At 42.5% G+C, this 19,163-nt stretch carries 14 protein-coding genes; 10 read left to right on the top strand and 4 right to left on the bottom strand.

What is annotated here, in order from left to right; all coding sequences use genetic code 11:
* From AC5JMF_RS20120 to AC5JMF_RS20130, 3 genes are all read left to right on the top strand, one after another.
* Positions 1 to 230: hypothetical protein (locus AC5JMF_RS20120; RefSeq protein ID WP_495797490.1), on the top strand; the 230-nt coding region annotated here is incomplete at its 5' end.
* Positions 167 to 3,973 carry a pyruvate:ferredoxin (flavodoxin) oxidoreductase gene (gene nifJ, locus AC5JMF_RS20125; protein ID WP_495797491.1) on the top strand — a complete coding sequence of 1,269 codons (3,807 nt, stop codon included), beginning with the start codon at positions 167 to 169 and terminating at the stop codon, positions 3,971 to 3,973. The genes AC5JMF_RS20120 and nifJ, both read left to right, overlap by 64 nt.
* A gap of 378 nt (positions 3,974 to 4,351) precedes the next feature.
* Entirely contained in the window at positions 4,352 to 5,134 is a 783-nt protein-coding gene (locus tag AC5JMF_RS20130; RefSeq protein WP_495797492.1) for a DUF4058 family protein, read from the top strand.
* A 114-nt stretch (positions 5,135 to 5,248) separates the two neighbouring features.
* Here the strand turns inward: AC5JMF_RS20130 and AC5JMF_RS20135 are convergent, their stop codons facing one another.
* Positions 5,249 to 6,166 carry an SMP-30/gluconolactonase/LRE family protein gene (locus AC5JMF_RS20135; RefSeq protein ID WP_495797493.1) on the bottom strand — a complete coding sequence of 306 codons (918 nt, stop codon included), beginning with the start codon at positions 6,164 to 6,166 and terminating at the stop codon, positions 5,249 to 5,251.
* Between the two features lie 251 nt (positions 6,167 to 6,417).
* Positions 6,418 to 7,299 carry a universal stress protein gene (locus AC5JMF_RS20140; RefSeq protein ID WP_495797502.1) on the bottom strand — a complete coding sequence of 294 codons (882 nt, stop codon included), beginning with the start codon at positions 7,297 to 7,299 and terminating at the stop codon, positions 6,418 to 6,420.
* 106 nt (positions 7,300 to 7,405) lie between these two features.
* Here AC5JMF_RS20140 and AC5JMF_RS20145 point away from each other — a divergent pair, with 106 nt between their 5' ends.
* The 4 genes from AC5JMF_RS20145 to AC5JMF_RS20160 all read left to right on the top strand — a co-directional run bounded on the left by AC5JMF_RS20145 (position 7,406) and on the right by AC5JMF_RS20160 (position 13,510).
* Positions 7,406 to 9,388 (top strand): amylo-alpha-1,6-glucosidase, encoded by a 1,983-nt coding sequence (locus tag AC5JMF_RS20145; protein WP_495797494.1) that lies wholly within the window; start codon positions 7,406 to 7,408, stop codon positions 9,386 to 9,388.
* 614 nt (positions 9,389 to 10,002) lie between these two features.
* The gene (locus AC5JMF_RS20150) at positions 10,003 to 10,563 is read left to right on the top strand and encodes a phycobiliprotein lyase (protein WP_495797495.1); all 561 of its coding nucleotides are present in this window, start codon (positions 10,003 to 10,005) and stop codon (positions 10,561 to 10,563) included.
* Positions 10,564 to 11,090: 527 nt separating this feature from the next.
* On the top strand, positions 11,091 to 12,275 hold the full coding sequence (locus AC5JMF_RS20155) for a glycosyltransferase family 4 protein (RefSeq protein WP_495797496.1): 1,185 nt from the start codon (positions 11,091 to 11,093) through the stop codon (positions 12,273 to 12,275).
* Between the two features lie 56 nt (positions 12,276 to 12,331).
* Positions 12,332 to 13,510 carry a glycosyltransferase family 4 protein gene (locus tag AC5JMF_RS20160; protein ID WP_495797497.1) on the top strand — a complete coding sequence of 393 codons (1,179 nt, stop codon included), beginning with the start codon at positions 12,332 to 12,334 and terminating at the stop codon, positions 13,508 to 13,510.
* On the opposite strand, the gene AC5JMF_RS20165 is transcribed toward AC5JMF_RS20160, so the two are convergent.
* Entirely contained in the window at positions 13,488 to 13,859 is a 372-nt protein-coding gene (locus AC5JMF_RS20165) for a hypothetical protein (protein WP_495797498.1), read from the bottom strand. The two genes, AC5JMF_RS20160 and AC5JMF_RS20165, sit on opposite strands and share 23 nt — an antisense overlap.
* A 519-nt stretch (positions 13,860 to 14,378) precedes the next feature.
* Here AC5JMF_RS20165 and AC5JMF_RS20170 point away from each other — a divergent pair.
* From AC5JMF_RS20170 to AC5JMF_RS20180, 3 genes are all read left to right on the top strand, one after another.
* The gene (locus tag AC5JMF_RS20170; RefSeq protein WP_495797499.1) at positions 14,379 to 16,214 is read left to right on the top strand and encodes a choice-of-anchor Q domain-containing protein; all 1,836 of its coding nucleotides are present in this window, start codon (positions 14,379 to 14,381) and stop codon (positions 16,212 to 16,214) included.
* Positions 16,215 to 17,002: 788 nt separating this feature from the next.
* Positions 17,003 to 17,932 (top strand): DUF4394 domain-containing protein, encoded by a 930-nt coding sequence (locus AC5JMF_RS20175; protein ID WP_495797500.1) that lies wholly within the window; start codon positions 17,003 to 17,005, stop codon positions 17,930 to 17,932.
* Between the two features lie 54 nt (positions 17,933 to 17,986).
* The gene (locus AC5JMF_RS20180; protein ID WP_495797503.1) at positions 17,987 to 18,061 is read left to right on the top strand and encodes a hypothetical protein; all 75 of its coding nucleotides are present in this window, start codon (positions 17,987 to 17,989) and stop codon (positions 18,059 to 18,061) included.
* A 141-nt stretch (positions 18,062 to 18,202) separates the two neighbouring features.
* Here the strand turns inward: AC5JMF_RS20180 and AC5JMF_RS20185 are convergent, their stop codons facing one another.
* Positions 18,203 to 18,574, bottom strand: coding sequence for a hypothetical protein (locus AC5JMF_RS20185; protein ID WP_495797501.1), 372 nt, complete (start codon positions 18,572 to 18,574; stop codon positions 18,203 to 18,205).
* Positions 18,575 to 19,163: the final 589 nt, after the last annotated feature.

Consider the following 19,163-nt stretch of genomic DNA (forward strand, 5'->3'; position numbering starts at 1 on the left):
TAAGAGCGAGAATTTATTCTCTGGCGGGAGATTGGGCAGGTGCAAGATCTAAGGTTGGAAACCCTCCTTTACTCACTGGACTCACCGCGTCGCTCAAAACGCAAAATATTAAAAACCTACACCTGTCAGCCACTCCCCACTCCCCACTCCCCACTCCCCAAAAATTATGGACAAAACCTTTGCAACTATCGACGGGAATGAAGCTGTTGCCCGTGTTGCCTACAAATTAAATGAGGTGATTGCTATTTATCCCATCACCCCCTCTTCAGCAATAGGTGAATGGGCGGATGCTTGGGCAGCGGAAGGTCGTTTTAACCTTTGGGGTACGGTTCCTAGTGTTGTTCAGATGCAGAGTGAAGGCGGAGCAGCAGGTGCTGTACATGGCGCATTACAAACGGGTTCTCTGAGTACTACCTTCACTGCATCTCAGGGATTGTTATTAATGATACCCAATCTCTACAAAATTGCTGGAGAACTGACTAGCGCCGTGGTTCACGTTGCGGCGCGTTCTTTAGCTACTCATGCTTTATCAATTTTTGGCGACCATAGCGATGTTATGGCAGCCCGTGCAACTGGCTTCGCCCTGCTGTGTTCTGCTTCTGTGCAAGAAAGCCAAGATTTTGCTTTGATTGCCCATGCAGCTAGCTTAGAGGCGCGAGTGTCGTTTATGCATTTCTTCGATGGTTTTCGCACCTCTCACGAAGTTCAAAAGGTTAAACTGTTATCAGATGATGATTTGCGATCGCTGATTAACGAAGACCAAATACTGGCCCATCGCGCCCGTGCCCTGACTCCAGACCATCCAGTCTTGCGTGGCACAGCCCAAAACCCCGATGTCTACTTCCAAGCCCGTGAAGGCGCTAACCCTTACTACGACTCTTGTTCCGCCATCGTCCAGCAAATCATGGATCAATTTGGCGAACTCACAGACAGACATTACCAAATCTATGAATACCACGGAGCCAGTGATGCCGATCGCATCATCGTTCTCATGGGTTCCGGCTGTGAAACCGTCCACGAAACCGTAGATTACCTCAACGCCCGTGGTGCCAAGGTGGGAGTTGTCAAAGTCCGACTCTACCGCCCCTTTGATGTGCAAAGATTTGTAGCAGCCATACCAAAAAGTGTACAAGCGATCGCTGTCCTTGACCGCACCAAAGAACCAGGTAGCGCTGGGGAACCGCTGTATCTCGATGTGGTAGCTGCTATTCATGAAGCGTGGACAGATGAGGACGCGGGGACGCGGGGAGGTGGGGACGCGGGGACGCGGGGACGCGGGGACGCGGGGAGGTGGGGACGCGGGGACGAGGGGAAAGTATTTGATAATTTCTCCGCGTCTCCCAAAATCATCGGTGGTCGTTACGGTCTTTCCTCCAAAGAATTTACCCCGGCGATGGTGAAGGGTATTTTTGATTACCTTGCCCAAGCTCAGCCGAAAAATCACTTTACTATTGGTATTAATGATGACATCAGTCATACTTCTTTGAACTTTGACCCCAACTTCTCTACTGAATCAGATACCGTTGTTCGTGCTATGTTTTACGGATTGGGTTCTGATGGAACAGTTGGTGCTAATAAAAACACAATCAAAATTATTGGTGAAGAAACGGATAACCAAGCTCAAGGTTACTTTGTTTACGACTCGAAAAAATCTGGTTCAATGACCGTTTCTCACCTACGCTTTGGTAAAGAATCAATTCGCTCGACTTATTTAATTGACAAAGCCAACTTTATTGGTTGTCATCACTGGGGATTTTTGGAACGGATTGATATTTTAAAAGCTGCTGCACCTGGAGCCACTTTACTAGTGAATAGTTCGTATGGTGCAGATATTGTTTGGCAATATCTGCCATTGCCAATACAGCAGCAAATTATCGCCAAGCAACTAAAGTTATATGTGATTAATGCCAACCAAGTTGCCCGTGAAAGTGGCATGGGTGGACGCATTAACACAATTATGCAAGTATGCTTCTTCGCCTTAGCAGGTGTATTGCCACAACAAGAGGCGATCGCTAAAATCAAACAAGCGATCGAAAAAACTTACGGTAAAAAAGGTGCAGAAGTTGTCCGCATGAACCTGCAAGCCGTAGACAACACACTAGAGAATTTACATCCAGTCAAAGTAGAAGATGAGGAAGACGCGGAGAAGGGGAGACGCGGGGACGCGGAGAAATTATCAAATACTTTCCCCCCATCCCCGCGTCCCCACCTCCCCGCGTCCTCTCCCCCCCCATCCATCCGCAGTGTTTTAGAACAAATCATGCTCTGGCAGGGTGATAACTTGCCTGTGAGTGCGCTACCTGCTGATGGTACTTTTCCTACCGGCACTGCTAAATGGGAAAAACGCAACGTTGCCGAAGAGATACCTGTGTGGGAGCCAGATATCTGCGTTCAGTGTGGTAAGTGTGTGATGGTTTGTCCCCACAGTGCTATTCGCGCCAAGGCTTATCAACCGGATGAGTTAGTTAATGCACCACCCACTTTCAAATCAACTGGTGCAAAAGATAAGGACTTTGCCAATCAAAAATTTACCATTCAGGTTGCCCCAGAAGACTGTACAGGATGCTCTATCTGTGTGGATATTTGTCCTGCTAAAAGTAAATCCCAGCCATTGCAAAAAGCAATTAATATGGCACAGCAGCTACCTTTACGGGAGCAAGAGCGGAAAAATTGGGATTTCTTTTTGAGTTTACCCAATCCTGATAGACGAAACTTGAAACTTAACCAGATTCGCCAACAACAACTGCAAGAACCGTTGTTTGAATTTTCTGGTGCTTGTGCGGGTTGTGGTGAGACACCTTATCTAAAATTATTAACACAACTATTTGGCGATCGCGCTGTCATTGCTAACGCCACAGGTTGCTCCTCAATTTATGGTGGTAATTTACCCACAACCCCATGGACAACCAACGCCGAAGGACGCGGCCCGGCATGGTCAAATAGTTTATTTGAGGATAACGCCGAATTCGGTTTTGGCTTCCGTCTCTCCCTCGATAAACAAACCGAATTTGCCACGGAACTGTTGTATAAATTGGGGAAGGTGGGGCCCCCTTTGGAGATCAGGGGTAATGGGGAGGTTACACAACCAATAATTCCACCAGGTTTAGTTGAGTCTATCCTGACTGCACAACAAAACTCAGAAGCAGATATTTACGAACAACGCCAGCGCGTAGAACTCCTCAAGCAAAGATTAGATGAGTTACTAGAACCTCATCCCCGTGGGCTGAGCGAAGTCGTACCCCTACGCTTAAGCAAGCTACCCGTAGCGTCTCGCACAGAAGCCCAAATCAAAACTCTCAAATCGCTAGCCGACTACTTAGTCAAAAAAAGCGTTTGGATTATCGGTGGTGATGGTTGGGCTTATGATATTGACTTTGGTGGTATTGACCACGTAATTGCTAGTGGTCGCAATGTCAATATCTTAATTATGGATACAGAAGTATATTCCAACACAGGTGGACAATCATCTAAAGCAACTCCACGGGCAGCAGTGGCTAAATTTGCCGCTAGTGGCAAGCCTGCACCCAAAAAAGACTTGGGTTTGATTGCCATGACCTACGGTAATGCTTACGTAGCGAGTGTAGCTTTAGGTGCTAGGGATGAACATACCTTAAGAGCATTTTTAGAAGCAGAAGCTTACGATGGCCCATCAATAATTATCGCCTACAGTCATTGCATAGCCCATGGCATTAACATGACTACAGCGATGAATCACCAGAAATCATTGATTGAATCTGGACGGTGGTTACTATATCGATATAACCCGCAGTTGCAAAAACAGGGTAAAAATCCCTTGCAATTGGATATGCGATCGCCTACAAAATCAGTAGAGCATTCAATGTATCAAGAAAATCGCTTCAAAATGCTCACTAAGAGCAAACCTGAACTTGCTCACCACTTGTTACAACAGGCACAAGCTGAAGTAGATGCGCGTTGGCGGATGTATGAGTATCTAGCTAACCGTAATTCTTGATGAGGACGCGGAGACGTTTGGACGCGGTGAGACAGCGAGTAAAGGAGGGTTTCCCTCCGCAGGCGACTGCGTTAGCGAGCTTGCGAGCGTCACCCGAAGGGTGACGCGGAGAGTCCCTATAACTAAAGCTAGGGGATTCAAGCAAGGAAAACATTTTTTGCCTCCACGACTTTAGTCGGGGGCTTTTGACCAGTGCTTCGACCTTGAGAATGGTCGCGCTCCGCGTCTCCCCTTCCCCGCGTCTCCGCGTCTTCTTGGTAATGCTTCTCCTGTCAAAGACGCTGCGCGAACGGCTTGTTTCGACTTCGCTCAACGACCATTCGTAATTAAGGCATGGGGTCAGTTTAGAATAAAAGTGCAGTCAAACAAGCTTGCAAAATGCCTTCCCCGTTGCCCGGCATGAACCCATATCTTGAAGGCTATCTGTGGAGTGACGTACACAACGCCCTTGCCAGTAAAATTCGTGCCTTCCTCGCCCCACAGCTGCGTCCTAAATATGCCGCACGCCTGGAAGTATATGTTGTAGAAGATATTTCCCCTGCAAGCGAAATTGGTATTTTGTACCCAGATGTTGAGGTATTGCAGATTAGACAACGCCGCGATATAACTCTTCCTACCCCCAGCACGAATATTGCCACAACCCCGGCAACACTGACGCTTCCAGTTATACAACCCGTCGAAGTTCGCATCCCCACAGTCGAAATTCGGGATACTGCCAACAACATACTGATCAGTTGTATCGAAATCCTCTCCCCCGTAAACAAACGCGAACCAGGTATTACTGACTACCGTAAGAAACGCCAGCGCTTATATAATGCCAACGTCCATCTCATTGAAATTGACTTGCTGCGCCGAGGAAATCGGCCATTTAACCATCCCCGTCTTCCTGATGTTCCATACTTGATCACCTTAACGCGGGCTGGGTCTGGAGTAATTGATCTGTGGCCTGTGACGTTACAAGATACTCTCCCAACGATACCAGTTCCCTTGTGCCAAGGCGAAAGAGATGCTGTACTGGAGTTGCAAGCTGTGCTGAATGCTATCTATGACGAAGCTGGGTATGATTTATCGATAGACTATACCCAACCTCCACCCCCACCAGTATTGAGTGATGCTGATATTGAGTGGATATACAAATGGTTGGGTAAATCTTCTTCGTAGCAGATGCGGAGTTGCTTCAACTGGTCGCGGCGTTTCTCCCCACCAACTTTTATAAACGAAGCACGGGGCTTGTACCCATCTTTTCGGTCAACGATACTAATGCCGATTTTACTTTCAATACAAGGGATAACCAGGTTTCCCTACCTCAAGTCGTACAATGTTGGCATTCACCACCCCTGTAGGAGGCGGCAAAAACATCCCCCCATTCGTCACAACATAGATTGCAGTGTAATCATCCTCTGTTCGACCAAAAGCAACTGCTGTAGTGCCAATTAAACCTTGCTCGGCTTGAGCAATGATAGTTGTACTACCATCTGGTGAAATTTTCACTACGCTATTATAAATGTGCGTTGCTCCGTAAAGGTTGCCTTTCAGATCAAATGCAAAGTCATCAATATTCGTCTGCTCCACAAAGATTTCTGGCTCACCGGGTTCATTTGTAACGTCAATAGGAATCCGCAACAGTAACATTTTTTCAGTATTTGAAACGTAAAGTGAGTTACCAAAACGCTTTAAACCATTAGCAGCAGGAGTAACATTTTCCGAATTGCTACGAGCCAGTAAAGAATGTTCTAGCCAAATTGAGCTACGGTGTTGGGCAAGATCAATTAACCAAATTGCACCTCGGTAAGAATCCGCTGTTAAGTACTGAGTCTTGGAAATAGGGGTAATTCCATTGAGAAATATAGCATCTGGTAGTGTCAGCAACGTTTCAACTGTGCCATCCAAGCTAATCAGTGAAACCACGGGTATAGAATTAGCATTCCATCCAGTTACCACCAGACCTCCATTACTAGTGAAGGCCAAACCACTGACTTTGCCTTCAACAGTGGCATGAATCTGCTGATTGCCATTTGGAGTAATGCGAATAATTTTGCCAACCTCATGATTTGTCACAAATATTTTGCCATCTGAGGCGATCGCTAGATTTTCTAAAAAAGTATTAACCTCAAATGAGGTAATAACTTTAGCTGGTGCCAATTCAATCGACGTATTTACGTAAATTGGGGGTAAAACTATTGAATTTTCCATGTAAAATTCACTACTGTAATTGTATAAAAACTGTCTTTGCGCTTCCCCATTTCTAAATACGGTTATGGTTATGGAATATTTTTTTAAACATTTATTAAATGCTGATTATGTGATGTTTAAAAAAACTCAGCAAATTTAAGCGCAATACCAAATTAGACTAGAGGATTGGTATTATTCAAAACTCTCCCCGTCCCCACGTCTTCCTCATCATAAGTTTGAATTTTTCTCACCGACTTACTTAGTAGCTAGGTTTATCGGTGTTGGGGTGGAAAAAAGAGTACAGGATACCAGCTAAAGCGCAATAATTCAGCCGCAAAACTAGAAACTAGCCATTCTTGGAGTTTGCCTATCGTACCTGAAGACACTGCGATCGCGCTAATATCGGCCATTGCAGCTGCCTCTAAAATCTCACTCACAAAGTATCCTTCTCGGACTTCTGTCTCAACTTGCAAATTTACCCCCTGCAAATCAGCTTTAATCTGAGATAGGGCTTGTTGAGCTTCCTGTGGTAAAATCTTCCTTGGGATTTCTCGGCGATCGGCATTTTCTACAACCCAACACAACCGACACTGTTGTAAAAATCTACCAGATTGTTCTTGAGCCAATTGCTTTACTTGTTGCACCAGATAATTCGCGGCTTGACTACCATCGTAAGGAAGTAGCAAAGAGCGGAAAAGATGCTGACAACGGAGTGTTAATTCTTCAGCAGTATAAGCAGAGATTAACTGAGGACGCAGCACCAAAAGAGGGATTTTTGTTTGGTGAGATAAATCAGCCATCACACTGCCTACCAATTTTTCCGTGAGTACGTTACGACTTTGAGAACCCAAGATAATCAATTGGGAATGATAGGTTTGGGCAGCCTTCAGAATGATCTCAACAGGTTTTCCCGATTGAACCTCTATTTTGACTTCTACATCATTAGGACTTTCACCAACAGCCTTTACCAACCGGGTTTGAGCTTGCTCTATTTTCTCAATATCGACTCGTGGAATAAAGCCTGTTTCGCACAAGGGAACAGCGTGCAAAAAAACTATTTGTTTCATCCCCGCAAGCGCAAGACTAGAAACAAAATGTGTAAGACGGTGTAAACCGTCAGAAAAGTCTGTACAAATCAAAACTCGTTGAAACATATTGTCTAAAAATAGTTCTCTCATTTACTCTTAATACCACTTTCAGCACAGTATAGGATTTATAGCTGATAATCCAAGTATCGATCGCCAGCAAGAATGTTGAGTTATGTGTATTGAATTTGGGCGGGAAATCTGCGGTAATCTCGATATTGCAGAATCACGGGAATGGTTGGTTACTAATGGTATTGGTGGTTATGCTTCTGGAACGGTGGCGGGGTTGTTGACCCGTCGCTATCACGGTTTGCTAGTAGCAGCATTGCAACCACCTTTAGGTCGCACTTTACTGCTAGCAAAACTAGACGAAATAGTTTTGTATGATACTCGCTCTTATTCTCTACATACCAATCGTTGGGCAGATGGTATCGTCAGTCCCCACGGCTATCGACACATCGAAAGTTTTTCCTTGGAGGGTACAATTCCCGTATGGCGTTTTGCTGTTGCTGATGCTTTGCTAGAAAAACGAGTATGGATGCAACAGGGAGCCAACACCACCTATGTGCAATATACTCTGCGTCGTGCCACTCAACCGCTAAAGTTGACGCTCAAAGCAATGGTCAACTACCGCGATTATCACAACAGCACTCAAAGCAACGGCTGGCGGATGAGTGTTGAGCAAGTTACACAAGGGATTTGCGTAAGTGCTTATCCAGACGCCACACCACTATATTTGCTGACCGACCATGGTAGTGCATCACCTGTTCACAATTGGTACTATGGTTTTGATCTAGCAGTTGAACGCTATCGGGGATTAAGCGACAAAGAAGACCATCTCCATGCTGCCACCTTTGAAGTTACACTCAATCCTGGGGAAGCGATCGCATTTGTTGCCAGCACTCACAAGCAACCAGATTTGATTGCTGAAGCAGCACTCAAACACCGTTATCATCTAGAGCAAAAATTAATCGGACTCTGGAAATCTCAACGACCCCTCAATGCTCCCGATTCTCCGGCTTGGGTCAATCATCTAATACTAGCAGCCGATCAGTTTATCGTTGACCGTTCTGTGCCAGAAGACCCCCATGGTAAAACTATTATCGCTGGCTATCACTGGTTTGGTGACTGGGGACGCGATACTATGATTAGCCTGCCTGGTTTGACCCTCGCCGCAGGACGTCCAGAGGTCGCACGTTCGATTCTTCGCACCTTTGCCAGACATGTAGACCAGGGAATGTTACCAAATCGTTTCCCGGATATGGGTGAGATTCCAGAATACAATACAGCTGATGCAACTCTCTGGTATTTTGCAGCCATTCGTGCTTATTACAATGCCACTGAGGATGATGATTTGCTGATCGAACTGTTTGGTGTACTAGCAGATATCATCAACTGGCATTGTCGTGGCACACGCTACAATATTCACCTTGATGCTACTGATGGTTTACTTTACGCAGGGGAAACGGGCGTGCAACTCACGTGGATGGATGCAAAAGTAGGAGATTGGGTTGTGACGCCCCGGATTGGCAAACCTGTGGAAGTCAATGCCCTTTGGTATAATGCTTTACGAACAATGGCCAAGTTTGCCCGTCTTCTGAGCAAGCCTCACCAGGAGTATGAGGCAATGGCAGACCGTGCCTTGGCTAGATTTTCTCGCTTTTGGCATGAAAAGTTAGGTTACTGCTATGACGTGATCGATAGTCCTGATGGGAATGATGCATCGTTGCGTCCCAACCAAATCTTTGCTGTATCATTACCAGAAAGTCCTCTGACACCTGTCCAACAAAAGGGTGTGGTGGAAGCTTGCGGAAGAATGCTGCTGACTTCTCACGGGTTGCGATCGCTCTGTTTCAACCATCCCCAATATCAGGGAAAATACGGCGGTAATCAGTATCAGCGTGATGGAGCCTATCACCAAGGAACAGTTTGGGGTTGGTTGTTGGGGCCGTTTGTTGCAGCACACCTGCGCGTCTACAAAAATCCTCAACAGGCGCGTCAATTTCTCCAACCAATGGCTGATCATCTGACTGCACATGGTCTTGGCAGTCTCAGCGAAATTTTTGATGGTGATCCGCCGATGACACCACGGGGATGTATCGCCCAAGCGTGGACAGTGGCAGAGGTTTTACGTGCTTGGTTGGCGACGGAGGATTGATGATTGTTGCAGGCGATCGCTTACAACCGACTTTATGCGATCGCACTTCTCTAGTTTGATATTTCGGGTACAGGAAATTCTTCTAGATAAACCCGTATGTTCAATAAAACTTGAAAAAGAATGAATTTGTTGAGTTGAAAAATGAACTGTGGTTAGAGTTAGAGAGTTTGGTGTCTTAAAATTGCTAGGAATAATTTTTTCTCAGTCCATAATCATAACATATCTAAAACTCTATAACAAATATCTTGAGTAATATTGTTAAAATCTAAATTCAAACTTATATTATTAAAATAATGTTAATAAAATCAATAAATGACATAATTTAAGTTTAATCGGTACTTTAATTCAGAATTTAGCGTTATCAAAAGTTATAGCCAGAGAAAAAAGAATATGACAGATAAGCTATTGAAGTATTTCTTCAAACAGAGAATATTCGTCAGAGAATCTGTCTAAATAATTTATGAATCGGGATTACTATCAGATTCAGCTTTTTACTTAAGTAAACTACATATTTAAGCAACTTTTGCCTGGGAAATTTTTATTTCCTAGTTTATTAGTGTTGTTCCCATAACATGTTTGCTTTCAAAAACAAATTACTTTTCTAAAGGTTAATAATGAATCAAAATAATCTGTCTAATTCAGGTACACAGCTTGTATCTAAGCTGGAAGAATCTTTAATTAAAACATTTCTCAAAGAAACAGATGGTAATTGGTGTTCTGAGCGACGCTACCATGCATTGCCTCATGGCAAGATTAAGGAAATCACAAAAACAGTAACCATGCGTTTTGTAGATCAAGGAAGTCCTGAACTGATTGAATTAGCAAAACTGCATGAACTAGATGAAGACGTTGCTCTTACTTGTGGTTCTTACGTAGAGTGGAATAATGTAGATTCACAAACAGGTGAACAAGGAGCTAGGCGTTGGACGGTGTTAGGTACACATGGAACGACTATGTATTTTGGTCGCAATTTTCCTGTACCTAAACTAGTGGTAGCTGAATATTATTTCCGAGACCCTAAAACCATATATTTATGGACACATGAAAACGGCGCTCTGTTTGAAGAAGAATTAAGACTGATAGGTAAGAACTACCGTACCAGACAAACAATTATTTCCCGTGGTGGCGAACAACAAATGATTGCCCTCTACATGGAAAGACTAATTGCTGCTTAAAGGTCAATACGGTTCAGTTAAAGCCAAAAACCTTAAATTACTAGCGCGTCACCCTTAAAACGTTGGGTTAAAAATCTCCACATCCCCTAATCCCCGTGTTTCCGTGTCAGCCTCAACCCAATAAATTAAGCTTGTCGCGCTAGTAGGTTGGGGTTCCCCCGATTGTAGCAAGTGGCGTTTGAGGAGCTTTTTGGCAATGGTTATGAGCGTGCCAAACGACCCACTACAATTATTCTTAACCCAAGCGGATTGATTTAAAACGGTAGTTTATCATACATAAAAATAAGCATTTAATTATTCTAGTTGAATTTTTGTTGACAATAAAATATAAATAGTTTATAAAAAAGTGTCCTGTAAAAATCAACTCTTACTGATAGTATGTATCCAAAATTAAAAAGTTAGTAGGGTACATCAGTATGAATAATTTCTCGGTACACCAGGGATTTCTCGACCTGACGCACTCTACATATAAAATATTTTTATTGAGAAGTTCTTTATTAGTTATAACTAAATTTAAAAAATGAATTATGAAAGATATATTAGTGGAATCTAAAAAAGATAACTTGGTTTCAAATTCTGCATCTATTCTTACCTTGGGAGTTGGCTGGTTTCCCAAAAATCCCGGAGGATTAGAAAGGTATATTTATGAACTAACTAATCAATTAGCGATATATCAAGACCAAATTGAATTATGTGGAGTTGGTTTACCAGAAGTTGAACCAAGCTTACCGATAAAATTAACTAATTTGGCTTCACCAGATAGCGCAATTTGGCAAAGACTATGGTCGATTCGTAAAAACTTTCGCAAAACAAGAGTAACCAAACCAGATGCAATTAACTTACATTTTGCATTATATAGCTTTCCCATTTTAGACCTTTTGCCAAAGGGGATACCGATTACTTTTAACTTTCATGGCCCTTGGGCATTTGAGAGTAAGCAAGAGGTAGTTAATAAAAAACTCAGTCTTTTGATTAAGCACTGGCTGATAGAAAGAAACACTTATAATCGCTGCGATCGCTTTATTGTTCTAAGTAAAGCATTTGGCAACATTTTACATCAACAATATCAAGTACCGTGGCATAAAATTCATATTATTCCTGGTGGAGTTGACATCACTCGCTTTCAACCAAATCTATCACCTCAAGCAGCTCGTACACAGTTAGGCTGGCCGAATAATCGTCGGATTTTATTTACACCCCGTCGCCTAGTCCACCGCATGGGAATTGATAAATTATTGCAAGCGCTAGCTACAATTAAGCCAAAAATTCCTGATGTTTGGTTAGCCATTGCAGGCCGTGGTCATATACAAGCTGCATTACAACAGCAAGCCATAGAACTAGGATTAGATGACAACGTGAAATTTTTAGGTTTTCTACCCGATGAGCAATTACCCATAGCCTATCAAGCTGCTGATTTAACTATCATGCCCAGTCAATCTTTTGAAGGATTTGGATTAGCAATAGTTGAATCCTTAGCTTGCGGCACTCCTGTTTTATGTACACCAGTGGGTGGGATGCCAGAGATTTTAGAATTATTCTCACCTGAATTAATTACTAGTTCTATAGAAGTAAATGCAATCACTGAAAAATTAGAACAGGTATTACTAGGAAACATCAACTTACCTACGCGAACAGCTTGTTATCAATATGCCACCACAAACTATGATTGGCAGAAAATTGCTCAACAAGTAAGGCATGTTCTTCTAGCATAGCCAATCAACTTCAAAAACTCTGCGTTCCTCTGCGTTTAAATTAATAAAAATCAGACATGAAGAAAATTCTTTTCTTAGACCAAAGTGGTAAACCAGGTGGTGCAGAATTATGTTTAATAGATATTGCCAAACCTTACCGCGATCGCGCTCTTGTGGGATTATTTGCAGATGGCTCATTTAGAAATTTACTTCAGCAAAATCAAATTCCAACTAGAGTTTTTTCTACCCAACCAATTTCAGTACATAAAGCAAGTGATTTGGTACAAGGAATCAAGAGTTTCCAACAAATTGCACCACTAATTAATCAAGTAATTAGAACAGCCAGAGAATATGATTTAATCTACGCCAACACCCAAAAAGCATTAGTAGTTGGGGCATTGGCTAGTTTTTTCAGCCGTCGCCCCTTGGTATATCATTTGCATGATATCCTTTCCCAAGAACATTTTAGTCAAACAAACCTGCGGATTGCTGTTACCTTAGCGAATCGTTTGGCATCATTAGTAATTGCTAATTCTCAAGCCAGTAAAACAGCTTTTATACAAGCAGGAGGTCGTCAAGATATTATCGAAGTTGTCTATAATGGCTTTGAAGCCAAAAATTATCAAACTCACGAATCTGAAATTAGAAAACTACGGCAAGAGTTAGAATTAGAGAACAAATTTGTCATTGGGCACTTTAGCCGACTTGCCCCTTGGAAAGGACAACATATTTTAATTACTGCACTTGCCCAATGTCCACCACAAGTGACAGCAATCTTAGTTGGTGATGCACTGTTTGGTGAACAAGATTATGTCAAACAATTACATCAACAAGTTGCCGAACTCGGTTTAGAAAACCGGGTAAAATTTTTAGGATTTCGTTCAGATATTCCCCAGCTAATGGCAGCTTGCAACTTAGTGGCACACACCTCCACTTCTGCTGAACCTTTTGGGAGAGTGATTGTTGAGGCGATGCTATGCGGACGACCTGTGGTGGCTGCAAAAGCTGGGGGTGCAATAGAATTGGTAGAACATGGAATTAACGGTTTTCTTGTCACACCAACGCAACCGCAGGAACTAGCAAAAGTGATTACAACTTGTCTGCAAGAAACACAAACAACCGCAACCATAGCGAGTAATGCCAGAATTAGTGCTAGTCAGCGTTTTGATGTGGCAACTATCAATCAGCAAATCGCCAAACTACTAGACTGTAAAATTAAAACCAGCTACGTCTCTACAAACCAACCAATTCCCTAGATTCAAAATCAGTGAGTTGTTGAGCGATCGCTAATCGTGCTTCTAATTTTGCTACACTAAACTGGTTACGCAAATATTCCAAATGCGAGAGTGCATTGGCTTTATCGGCAGTTAACCGAATCAGGGTATCCACTGCCTTTTGATATTCCTGATTTACCAGCAACACCTCAAAGCGTCGCGCCTTGCGTTGAGAATCATTTTTCAAATCCATTTCAAAAGCAGCGATGCGGTCTGCATTCCCTTCAAATCTGTTAACTTGGTGTTGTACTGCCATCAACTGAGAGTCTATTTCATTAGCCCGTTGGGCAGCTTGAGCGATCGCACCTGGATAATGACTCAGTTGCATCATCAAATAATTTACCTCTAAAAATCGTAATAAAGGACAATTACAGCAGTAATTTCATCAATCATTCAGAACTGCTACATATATCTATTATAGTAAAATTGTACTAAATATGCTGGGAAAAGCCCTGTTTGAGCAAGCAATAACTCGAAGCTTGCACTCAGGTGAATAGGCGATTACTTTTAATTATTCTCAACTATGTAAACTTTTTACAATAGCCTAGCATTTTTATTTAATTAATGATAAATAACCTTTGTCAGTCTCAGTATATTTCTGGCATTAGCAACAGATATTTAAAGTGTAGTTTCCTTAGGCTTTGGTTTTAAGAATTCATGGTTGAGTCCTAGTAAGGCTCGATACTGTTGAGGTTTTGCAGACTTCAATCAGCGTCGTCACTAATTGCTGACAGACTTAATTATTCATAGTGTTTGATATTTGACTAACTGAGTACTGACTTACAAAATCTCTCACGCTCAAACGGTGACAAACACAAGCTTTGAGCCATATTATTTTGGAGTGATATCAATGTCTACATTCAGCGTTACCAACATCAACGACAGCGGTACTGGTTCTCTGCGGCAAGCCATATCAGATGCCAATGCCCTCACCGGAAAAGACATCATCAAATTTGAAGGTATATTTACTGATAAGGTCGCTGATACCATTACTCTTGGTGGTAGTAGTCTCATCATTACAGATGACGTGAGCATTGATGGTTCAGGTGCAGAATTACTCACTGTTAGCGGGAACAATGCTTCTCGTGTCTTTGAGATTAGATCTAGTGCCACTGTGGATATTGAAGGACTGACTATTACCAAAGGCTATATCTCTGATGCTCCTGATATAGAATATGACTCGGAAATATATAACGGTGGCGGCATCTTTAACAGGGGCATTTTGACGGTAAGCAACAGTATTATCAGTGGTAATCGATCAGGTCTCTATGGTGGTGGTATTGACAATGGAGATATCTACAACACTGGCGGCACTTTAACAATTATTAATAGCATTGTTAGCGATAATTATGCCCAAATAGGTGGCGGTATTACTAATGGCGGCACCTTGACAGTAAGCAACAGCACCATTACTAATAATTCAGCCGATTTACTAGGTGGTGGTATCACTAATGGCGGTACCATGACAGTAAACAACAGCACCATCATTAGTAACTCTACAAAAGCCGTTTCTAGTGCTGGCGGTGGTATCTTCAATCAAAATACTCTAACTGTGAACAATACCACCATCACTGATAACTCAGCGTACAATGGCGCTGGTATTTACAACGATGGTACTATGACGGTGAACAGTAGTACTATCAATAGCAACTCAGCAGAAGACAAAGGTGGTGGTATTTACACTGGTAACAGCTATGGCGGTGTTACTATGACGGTGAACAGTAGTACTATCAACAACAATTCAGCAGGGCAAGAAGGCGGCGGCATCTTCAACTACGATACCTTGACTGTAAACAACAGTACTATCAGCAGCAACTCTACAAAGTACGGTGGTGGGATTTTCAATGGTAATGAATATGACGATTCTTATAGTTACTTAATGGTGAGTAACAGCACCATTATTGCTAACTCCGGCAGTGGTATCGAAAACGGTGATGATGCCATAGTGAACAACAGTATCATTGCTGGCAACTCTTTAGATGTGGTAGGCTCCTTCGTGAGCAACGGCTTTAACCTCATCGGCAATCTCAACGACAGTAACGGCTTTGACACTAGTGAACAGCTAAACGTTCCTCTACAAGACGTACTAGATACCACCTTACGAGACAATGGCGGTTTCACCAAAACCCATGCTTTAGTCACAGGTAGCCCAGCTATCAATACAGGGAACAATGCAGATATACCTATTGATACTACTGAACCAGCACCTTTTGACCAACGTGGTTCAAGCTTTGCCCGCATCTATGCTGGTCGAGTAGACATTGGTGCTTTTGAAGCAGCAGTCAATGTCATTGATGGTACACCTGGTCGTAATAACATCGATGGTACTACTGGCAACGACATGATCATCGGCTTGCAAGGGGGAGATATCCTCACTGGTGGCGATGGTGGAGATGCGTTTATCTATACAAGTGTCAGGGATGCTGGGGATACAATCACAGATTTTGAAGTTGGCGTAGACAAGATTGTTCTGCAAAGGCAAATTTTCAATTATTCTGATGTAACCAAAATCAATTTTGACAGTGCCATTGCTGGAGGTTATTTAAGCTTTGCAACTGAGGGAAGCAACGCCATTGTTTTAATTGATGTCGATGGTTCATTAGGTAGTGGTCGCGCTGTCAATTTTATTACTTTAAGTCATGAATCTGCTACAACACTGAATAAGGCTGTGAATTTTACATTTTGATGTAGCTGCTGATACTAACAATCAGGCATCCAGATTCTCAAGTTTTTGAATGCGATCGCATTCCTTTGCTCAATACTAGGGGCGATCGCTTTTAATAATTGGTCAGCGATGCCAGAAGAACCAGGTTGCTATACTACTGCTGCTAATTGGTAGTCAAGCCAATTCGCATTAACTTGATAGTAAAGCTTTATTACAAAACATCCCACTTATCCCGCCTCAAAGTTCGCACTACAAACTCTGTTCATTTACTTTGTTGTCTACTCACAGTAAACAAGGTTATAGAACCGGGGGACTTAAACCCACGGAACTAGTTAATCAAAGATGAGCATGGGGGCACCAGCAGGGCAAACTTTCAGTTATTCAATTGGAGCAGCACGCTTTTTAATTGCGAATTGCCAAACAAGTATTTACATAAAACATCCTACTTTTCTTACTTTTTAAAATTCTCATAACCTTTTTTAAAATTCTCATAACCTTTTCAAAAAGTTATTTTAAAACCCGAAGACGATTCGTATGAGTTAATTTATAAACTATTAAAGATTTGATGAAGTTGAACTTATTTTCTTGAGTTAGTTACTTTCTTACACGTAGAATTGTGTAATTCTTGTGAAATATTACGATAAAGTTGTTTGCAAATTATGGTAAATTTCCTACAAGGAAAATATTTAAATTGATTTGCAGATGAGTCATATAAACAATTCACAAGTATGTTAAGTATAGTTACTCTTACGTAGTAATTGAAATCTTACTTAACAACTCAATTAAATCTAGCAATTGAGGGCTTTTGAATGAAAATTAATCAGTTTGGTGCAGTGATTACCGCGCTAACTGTCGCAACTATGTTTGATTTGTTTGGCACAATCAAACCTGCTGCGGCTGCAAGGCTGGTAGGTCTCACTGACAACAACCAGCTAGTTCTGTTTGACTCCAGTTCTCCCAGTAATAATACAACTGTCTCTGTGACTGGGGTCGATGGTCTTTTGTTAGGTATTGACCGTCGTCCAGCTAAAAATTTGATCTACGGTGTCACCAGTACCAACAAAATCTACACTATCAACGAGTTAACTGGTGCTGCTTCTATCGTCAGTACCCTTTCAATACCTTTCAATGGTGGGACTGTTTCTGGAGTTGACTTCAACCCAGTTCCTGATCGCCTAAGAGTGGTCGGTGGTAATGACCAAAACTTGCGTATCAATGTAGATACTGGTGTTATAGCTACTGATGTGACTGCTGATGGTGATTCGCCACTAAACCCTGGAGATCCCAACATTACTGCTGTAGCTTACACGAATGTGGATAATGACCCAGCGACCGGAACCACATTATACAGCATTGACTATATCAAAGATGCATTGTTTATCCAGTTTCCTCCAAATGCTGGCACATTGGGAAATGGCACTATTACAGGAGCAGGTGTTCCAGTCGGTTCTCTGGGTATCGACATCGACTCGACAGCAGGATTTGACATTATCACAGATGACAAAGGGGTGAATACTGCCTTCGCGGCCTTGACTCCAGTTACAACATCCGGCTCGACTCTATACAGTATCGACTTGACCACAGGTGTCGCTACATCAGTGGGCACTATTGGTGATAGACGCCTGATTGGCCTTACAACTGCTGTGCCTGAGCCTAGTTTCGGTTTTGCAGCTTTGTTCGGTGTTGGTGGACTTATTTTCTTAAGACGTTACCGTCGTCATGTCAGGAGGATTGGTTAGTCAACTCCTAGTTGCGTCAATCGGCAGCGGCGATCGCATTCAGCAGACAACGCTATACAAGGACTTGGACGCTCCCACCGTACCAACCAGGCATCTGCACCAATCCTCCGACCTGTCACATATACGTAGCTCAGTTTCAGACGGGATTTATACCTCGTCTGAAACTGTCTTGAATGCGCGAATTTTGCGGAAAGTTTGAGCGGAGGTTTCCTCCGTTCGCGTAGCGTCTCCAAAGGAGATTCAGAACTTTCCAAGACGAATTTTGAATTGTTAACTCTGTTTGCAGCCTGTGGTAAGTTCTACATTGTAGAAAGTTCCTGATTTAGGTTTAATTGAACGCAACTCCTGGATAAAAGCATTAAATTTTGTATTACTTATGCCGAAGCCAGCTTCAGCACAAGCAGAAAAACCTCCTTCAATAGGAATTGGAGAACCAACCTTAGGACTATATACAACGAATTGATCTACGGTGCTAGTGGCGATCGCAAACCCGATAACCTGACGAATTGTTCGCAAAGCGGCATTATCTAAAGAACCACCAATACTGCCAATACTGATGTTAACCGCACGACTTTCAGCCCATGCCGGCGCACTAATCGACAATACTGCCCCGGCAATCATCAAACATGTGAACTTCTTCATTTTCCTCTCTCTAAAAAAATTAAAAAACTAATACAGAGGTTCCAATTTTGCCATGGTGTATAAATATTTGTAGGTTGTGGGGGAGTATATTAAGTAACACTAGTAAGTATAAACTACCACATGAATAAATTCAAAATTAAAAATCACCGAACAAGGCAAAAGTAAAAAGTTAAAAGCGCAAAGTAGGCGGGACGGAAACCGACACCGCCTACTTTGTAAGAAGGCACTCATAAAGAAAAATAAAAATGGTCACTAGCACCATTATTTATTTATGGAAAGAAAAAAAATATTTACAGCACATTTCATCTGAATGAAGTACACAAGGGCGGGCAGGATGCCCACCCCACAAGATTTATCATATTAAGATGTGTACTTCATTTACTTGCAAAGTGCTGTATTCCAGATGCGTAGCACGAGAAATAAGATGTTCATTATAAATCCCCTGTCTTGAAAAGTTTTGCGCTCCTGTGACCCGGACGCGCAAACTTTTCGCGCTTATTTATGGGGATTATCTTTTTACTTTTTACTTCTTACTTCTTAACCCTGTTTTGTCAGTTTGGGAGAAGCCTATCGCTGAAAGCCTTTTGGA

The organism is Desmonostoc vinosum, assembly GCF_059505385.1.

Bases quoted from the DNA above. Each gene is read 5' to 3' on its own strand.
- nifJ (WP_495797491.1), top strand. From the start codon at position 167: ATGGACAAAACCTTTGCAACTATCGACGGGAATGAAGCTGTTGCCCGT.
- AC5JMF_RS20130 (WP_495797492.1), top strand. From the start codon at position 4,352: ATGCCTTCCCCGTTGCCCGGCATGAACCCATATCTTGAAGGCTATCTG.
- AC5JMF_RS20135 (WP_495797493.1), bottom strand. From the start codon at position 6,166: ATGGAAAATTCAATAGTTTTACCCCCAATTTACGTAAATACGTCGATT.
- AC5JMF_RS20140 (WP_495797502.1), bottom strand. From the start codon at position 7,299: ATGTTTCAACGAGTTTTGATTTGTACAGACTTTTCTGACGGTTTACAC.
- AC5JMF_RS20145 (WP_495797494.1), top strand. From the start codon at position 7,406: ATGTGTATTGAATTTGGGCGGGAAATCTGCGGTAATCTCGATATTGCA.
- AC5JMF_RS20150 (WP_495797495.1), top strand. From the start codon at position 10,003: ATGAATCAAAATAATCTGTCTAATTCAGGTACACAGCTTGTATCTAAG.
- AC5JMF_RS20155 (WP_495797496.1), top strand. From the start codon at position 11,091: ATGAAAGATATATTAGTGGAATCTAAAAAAGATAACTTGGTTTCAAAT.
- AC5JMF_RS20160 (WP_495797497.1), top strand. From the start codon at position 12,332: ATGAAGAAAATTCTTTTCTTAGACCAAAGTGGTAAACCAGGTGGTGCA.
- AC5JMF_RS20165 (WP_495797498.1), bottom strand. From the start codon at position 13,859: ATGATGCAACTGAGTCATTATCCAGGTGCGATCGCTCAAGCTGCCCAA.
- AC5JMF_RS20170 (WP_495797499.1), top strand. From the start codon at position 14,379: ATGTCTACATTCAGCGTTACCAACATCAACGACAGCGGTACTGGTTCT.
- AC5JMF_RS20175 (WP_495797500.1), top strand. From the start codon at position 17,003: ATGAAAATTAATCAGTTTGGTGCAGTGATTACCGCGCTAACTGTCGCA.
- AC5JMF_RS20185 (WP_495797501.1), bottom strand. From the start codon at position 18,574: ATGAAGAAGTTCACATGTTTGATGATTGCCGGGGCAGTATTGTCGATT.